Here is a 6,023-nt window from a genome sequence, read left to right on the forward strand (position 1 = left end):
TTGACATGAACAATGGTGATATAATAGAAAAAATTCGATTTCCATCTCCTAATCCTTCTATTGATCTTTTTTTAGTTACTTATTATGTTGATGGCTTAAAAGTAAAGGGAATGCTTGCTTCTCCAAATGACGGGGAAATTTATGATGGTTTTCTTTATTTGAGAGGAGGCATCAAAAATGTAGGGAAGGTCCGTCCCGGGAGAGTTATCCAATTTGCATCTGAGGGTTTTGTTGTGTTCGCACCTTTTTATCGTGGTAATCAAGGTGGGGATGGAAATGAAGACTTTGCGGGCGAAGACAAAAATGATGCCATCGCTGCATTTGCACTATTAAAGAATTTATCGAATGTAAATAATGTACATGTATTTGGTTTTTCAAGAGGCGGAGTGATGGCTTTATTTGTGGGCATAAATTGTCCTGTTCAATCAATTGTTACATGGGGTGGTGTCAGCGATATGTTCCTCACCTATGAAGAACGAAAGGATTTACGTAGGATGATGAAAAGAGTAATTGGAGGAACGCCTTCAAAATATCCAGACAGATATGATGCAAGAACTCCACTTTATCAATTAGAAAAAATAAATGCACCTACGCTAATCATTCATGGGAAATTGGATACTAATGTATCGGTTGAACATAGCCTAAGGTTGGAAGCAAAATTAAAACAGTTAGGTAAGGAAGTGGGCACATGGTATTTTCCTGAATTTACGCATTACTTTCCTCCTGCTACGAATCGTAAAGTTGTCACATCTCTATCTAGCTGGATGAAAAAACAAGTGGGGAAAATGGTAAAATAAAAGAAATACTCTATTAATAATGGATAAAAATAGAAAAAGAGAAGGGGAATGGAAAATGGGTATGCCCTTAGAATTAAATACAATGATTGTAACAAAAGGGAAAGAAATAAGACTAGAAGAAAATCTTTTTCTATTAGAAAAAGAAGATTACCGTTTATATCCAATGAATATTCCGCTAGAGGTTAGAAAAACAAAAATAGCTGAGATATCTGGAATGGCGACAATTGAAAAATTAGCATGGGAAAATGGAAAGACGTCCATTACTTATAAGCTTATTGCATTGAATTCAACAAATTAATTCAATCTAGTGAAAAATGATTGACATGCGTTGTTAGATTGAGCTATCATTTTACTTTGAACGGATACTCTCTTATCCTGAGCTGGTGGAGGGACTGGCCCGATGAAACCCAGCAACCTACTATGTGAAGAAAATTACTGAATTATTTCATTTTTATGAAATGAATCAGACATTCTCTTAGGAAAGGTGCTAACCTGAAGCAAGGAATATTCCTTGAACGATAAGAGTGAAAGGTGCGAATTGATTTTACTAGGAGCCTTTTCACTATTGAAAAGGTTTTTTGTGTAAAATGAATTAATTATCTTTTATAAAAATGTATATTTTTAGGTGTGTGTTTTTATTAGAAACAAAATACTTCGTTATATATATTATGTTTACAGACATTTTACTAGTGTTACATATAATAGAGCACGGAATTGACTTCGGATAAAAACGCCATTTTTACTTCATACTATCTAGGGAATGAGTACCGTATCAAGATAAGGTTAAGGAGTGCAGGAATTAGGCCTCGCTCTACTTTTTTCTAAAATAAGGAGGAAATCAGATGTCAACAAAACGTCGCTTGTTTACTTCTGAATCGGTAACTGAAGGTCACCCAGATAAAATTTGTGATCAAATTTCAGATGCTATTTTGGACGCTATATTAGCTAAAGATGCTAATGCAAGAGTTGCTGCTGAAACATCTGTAACAACAGGGTTAGTTCTTGTTGCAGGTGAAATAACGACTTCTACATATGTGGATATCCCGAAAATTGTCCGTGAAACAATCAAAGAAATAGGCTATACACGCGCGAAATATGGATTTGATGCAGAAACAAGTGCAGTCTTAACTTCTATTGACGAGCAATCCGCTGATATTGCATTAGGAGTAGACCAAGCTCTAGAAGCTCGTGAAGGTATGATGACGGATGAGGAAATAGAAGCAATTGGTGCTGGAGACCAAGGATTAATGTTCGGATTTGCATGTAATGAAACAAAGGAATTAATGCCATTACCGATTTCATTGGCACATAAACTATCAAGAAGACTAGCAGAGGTAAGAAAAGAAGAAATCTTACCATACTTACGTCCGGATGGTAAAACACAAGTAACAGTCGAATACGATGAAAATAATCAGCCTGTTCGTATTGATACAATCGTAATAAGCACACAGCATCACCCAGAGATAACATTAGAACAAATTCAACGTAATATTAAAGAATATGTAATCAAGCCTGTTGTACCAGCTGAATTAATAGATGAAAATACAAAGTATTTCATCAATCCAACAGGACGCTTTGTTATTGGCGGACCACAAGGAGATGCTGGATTAACTGGTCGTAAAATCATTGTTGATACATATGGTGGATATGCTCGCCATGGCGGTGGAGCATTTTCTGGGAAAGATCCAACAAAAGTGGATCGCTCAGCGGCATATGCAGCACGTTATGTGGCAAAAAATATTGTCGCAGCAGGATTAGCTGATAAAGTAGAAGTACAATTAGCTTATGCAATTGGCGTAGCACAACCAGTATCTATTTCTGTTGATACGTTTGGAACTGGAATTGTTTCAGAAGATAAACTTGTAGAGGCAGTTCGCGAAAACTTCGATCTTCGTCCAGCAGGAATTATCAAGATGCTAGATCTTCGTAAACCAATATATAGACAAACAGCTGCTTATGGTCATTTTGGTCGCACTGATATTGATTTACCTTGGGAACGTACAGATAGAGCAGAGTTAATAAAAACTGCTGTCGAAGCTTAAATGCTTCTAATAAATTAAATGTATAAGGAAAGAAGTTGCATGAAAGTGTAACTTCTTTCCTTATTTTTCGTCTAAATACTTGATGTCGAACTCCGTTATTCATTGGCAAAGGAAAATCCGTAATTAGTACGATATTAATTTTTCCATCTCTAAGAAAAATACAGAGATGAAATGTTAATAGCCAATTAAAAATTTACACTATTTATGCTACAATAGAAAACTAAGTGATGGTTTTATGAATCTTATTACCTATTAACATAATTTCTATTTAGGGGTATAGTAAAATTTTAATTATGGTTTATTGTAAGAACAATGAAAAATGGTTATGAATGTCCTAATATATGTAGGAAAAGAAATGGAGAAGGTGAGAGCAATATGTGTGGTTTTGTTGGCTGTGTACATGAAAAAGCACAAAACTTTCAAGAAGAACAAAAAGAATTATTTACAGGAATGAATCGTGTTATAACACATAGAGGTCCTGATGATGAAGGATATTTTTATGATAGCCACATTCAATTTGGTTTTCGCCGATTAAGTATTATAGACATTGAAAGTGGGCATCAGCCTTTAACATATGAAAATGAACGCTATTGGATAATCTTTAATGGGGAAGTTTATAACTATCTAGAAATTAGAGAAGAGCTAGTAAAAGCAGGTTTAACTTTCCAAACAAATTCAGATACAGAAGTAATTATCGCTTTATATAGCCATGAAAAGGAAAAAGCGGTAGAAAAGCTTCGTGGTATGTTCTCATTCATTATATGGGATAAGCAAGAAGAGACATTATATGGAGCGCGTGATCCGTTTGGAATTAAACCTTTCTTCTATTTAGAAGATGGTGAAAAAACATACTTTGCTTCTGAGAAGAAAAGTATTTCATTAGCATTAGAAAGTGATGTTATCAATTACACTTCCTTGCAACATTACTTAACTTATCAATTTGTCCCTGAACCTTATACGATGTCAGAGGGAATTAAAAAGCTAGAACCAGGTCATTATTTCACAAAAAAAATTGGCGAACCAATGGAAATTAAACGTTATTGGAGAGCATCCTTTAAACCAGTTGTCAAACAAGAGGACGAGTTTACAAAGGAAATTAAAGATGTACTGTTCGATAGTGTTAAAATGCATATGAGAAGCGACGTTCCTGTTGGATCCTTCCTGTCAGGTGGAATTGATTCATCTATTATTGCAAGTATTGCAAAAGAATTCCATCCTAGCATTAAAACTTTCTCCGTTGGCTTTGAGCATAACGGCTTTAGTGAAATAGATGTAGCAAAAGAAACAGCTGATAAATTAGGACTAGAAAATATTAGCTATATTATTTCTCCACAGGAATATATGAACGAGATTCCGAGAATTATGTGGCATATGGATGACCCTTTAGCAGATCCAGCTTGTGTGCCTTTATACTTTGTAGCACGTGAAGCAAGAAAGCATGTAACGGTTGTCCTTTCTGGGGAAGGCGCAGATGAATTATTTGGCGGATATAATATTTATCGCGAACCACAATCTTTAGAAGTGTTTAATAAAATTCCGAACGTTGGAAAAAAATTGTTGCGGGCTGTGGCAAATATTCTTCCAGAAGGCATGAAAGGAAAGAGCTTTATTGAGCGTGGAGTTACTCCAATGGAAGAAAGATATATTGGCAACGCGAAAATGTTTTCTGAGTTAGAAAAAGAAAAATTACTTTCTGTCTATAATACAGGTTTGCACTATAGAGATATTACTAAGCCGTTGTATGAAGAAAGCCTTGGTTATGATCCTGTAGATCGTATGCAATTCATTGACATTCATACTTGGATGCGAGGAGATATTTTACTAAAAGCAGATAAAATGACGATGGCTCATTCGTTAGAATTACGTGTGCCGTTCTTAGATAAAGAGGTCTTTAAAGTCGCTTCGAAAATCCCGACATCATTAAAAACAGCGGATGGTACAACAAAATATATTTTACGCAAAGCAGCAGAATCATTTGTACCAGAACATGTGTTAAATCGCAAAAAGCTCGGCTTCCCTGTTCCAATTCGTCATTGGCTAAAGGATGAAATGAATGAATGGGCGAAAAATATTATTAAAGAGAGCGATACAGATCACTTATTAAATAAATCGGTTGTGCTCCAATTGTTAGAAGAACATTGTCAAGGAAAAGCAGATAATAGCCGTAAAATATGGACAGTGCTAATGTTCATGGTATGGCATAGCATTTATATCGAAAAAAAATATTCCTTTGAAAAGGAATATTTAAAAGAGGGAAAGGTAGCAATTAAGAACTAATCGTAATTGCTTGACTACCCATTTGCACCCAGGATTCTTCAAAATCCGTTATGGGTGCTTTTTTATTTTTTTCGCCAGTAAGGGGATCATTAAAATAAATATACTCTTCATCATAGCCTGTAATTAATACAGAATGCTCAGAATAGGTAATCTCTATTGTGCCACTTGGTGTATGCCATGTACGGAATGCACTATCTGGTAATTTCTTAAAAGTTGAATTCGTAATTACCCATACTGGATGATTACTGGACAGATGTGTTTTAATTTCTTCAAAATCAGATCCAGTAAAGTCAACAATGGAACCAGGTAAATATTGCTCAGCTAGTGCAGCTATTGGTTTATGATATACGCCTAACCCAGGACCACTTAAGGAGTACATATCTCCAATAAATCCGTCATTAGGATTTCCGTAATAGATTGTGCCATTTTCTCTAACATATGGTGTACTATCTTTTTTAATTTCCTCTGCTAATGTCAGTTTATCAACATCGACATCAGCATATTGAAGCAGCATTGCAAGACTTGTTACTTCACAGCCTCTTGGGAGCTCTGGTAACTGATTAAGAATAGGAGCATCCAATAAAACGGATTCCTTCAATAAATCAGTTTCCTCTTTTACTGATAAAAGAGCTTTACGTGTGTTCTGTGTAGCAACTTCTTTTGCATAGACTATTTGGGGGAAGTCATTTCTATTAATAAGCAAAAAACTAACAGCTACCATGGCGAATATCGTAAATAAATAGATGCTTTTAGCTATTGTGTTTAATTTTTTTCTTACCAACTCAACTTTCGCACCAAAAAAATAAGTGCAAATCGTTAGTTGTATTGCGTCTATGGTCTATTAAATATGTTGCTTGACAGTGTTTAATAAAATGAAATAACACCTCATTCTTTGGTATAGTGTAAT

At 35.1% G+C, this 6,023-nt stretch carries 5 protein-coding genes and 1 riboswitch; of the genes, 4 read left to right on the top strand and 1 reads right to left on the bottom strand.

Annotation, left to right across the window (positions count from 1 at the left end):
• Window positions 1-5: 5 nt before the first annotated feature.
• The 4 genes from QQZ16_RS16950 (at window position 6) to asnB (ending at window position 5,116) form a co-directional block, all read left to right on the top strand.
• A complete protein-coding gene (locus tag QQZ16_RS16950; RefSeq protein ID WP_192840954.1) occupies window positions 6-797 on the top strand; it encodes an alpha/beta hydrolase family protein in 792 nt (263 codons plus the stop codon).
• 55 nt (window positions 798-852) lie between these two features.
• Window positions 853-1,095, top strand: a complete 243-nt coding sequence (locus tag QQZ16_RS16955) for a DUF2584 domain-containing protein (RefSeq protein WP_031539033.1) — start codon at window positions 853-855, stop codon at window positions 1,093-1,095.
• Between the two features lie 69 nt (window positions 1,096-1,164).
• Window positions 1,165-1,322, top strand: a riboswitch (SAM riboswitch).
• A 317-nt stretch (window positions 1,323-1,639) separates the two neighbouring features.
• Complete coding sequence (metK, locus tag QQZ16_RS16960) at window positions 1,640-2,839, top strand: methionine adenosyltransferase (RefSeq protein ID WP_031539034.1); 1,200 nt, start codon at window positions 1,640-1,642, stop codon at window positions 2,837-2,839.
• Between the two features lie 375 nt (window positions 2,840-3,214).
• Window positions 3,215-5,116, top strand: a complete 1,902-nt coding sequence (gene asnB / locus QQZ16_RS16965; protein WP_031540481.1) for an asparagine synthase (glutamine-hydrolyzing) — start codon at window positions 3,215-3,217, stop codon at window positions 5,114-5,116.
• Here the strand turns inward: asnB and QQZ16_RS16970 are convergent.
• Complete coding sequence (locus QQZ16_RS16970) at window positions 5,106-5,897, bottom strand: C39 family peptidase (protein ID WP_284561537.1); 792 nt, start codon at window positions 5,895-5,897, stop codon at window positions 5,106-5,108. The two genes, asnB and QQZ16_RS16970, sit on opposite strands and share 11 nt — an antisense overlap.
• Window positions 5,898-6,023: the final 126 nt, after the last annotated feature.

Origin of the sequence: Bacillus sp. T2.9-1 (genome assembly GCF_950097965.1) — a bacterium.
Taxonomy (GTDB): Bacteria; Bacillota; Bacilli; order Bacillales; family Cytobacillaceae; genus Niallia; species Niallia hominis.

Coding starts and splice junctions, on each gene's coding strand:
- QQZ16_RS16950 (WP_192840954.1), top strand. CDS start 6: ATGAACAATGGTGATATAATAGAAAAAATTCGATTTCCATCTCCTAAT.
- QQZ16_RS16955 (WP_031539033.1), top strand. CDS start 853: ATGGGTATGCCCTTAGAATTAAATACAATGATTGTAACAAAAGGGAAA.
- metK (WP_031539034.1), top strand. CDS start 1,640: ATGTCAACAAAACGTCGCTTGTTTACTTCTGAATCGGTAACTGAAGGT.
- asnB (WP_031540481.1), top strand. CDS start 3,215: ATGTGTGGTTTTGTTGGCTGTGTACATGAAAAAGCACAAAACTTTCAA.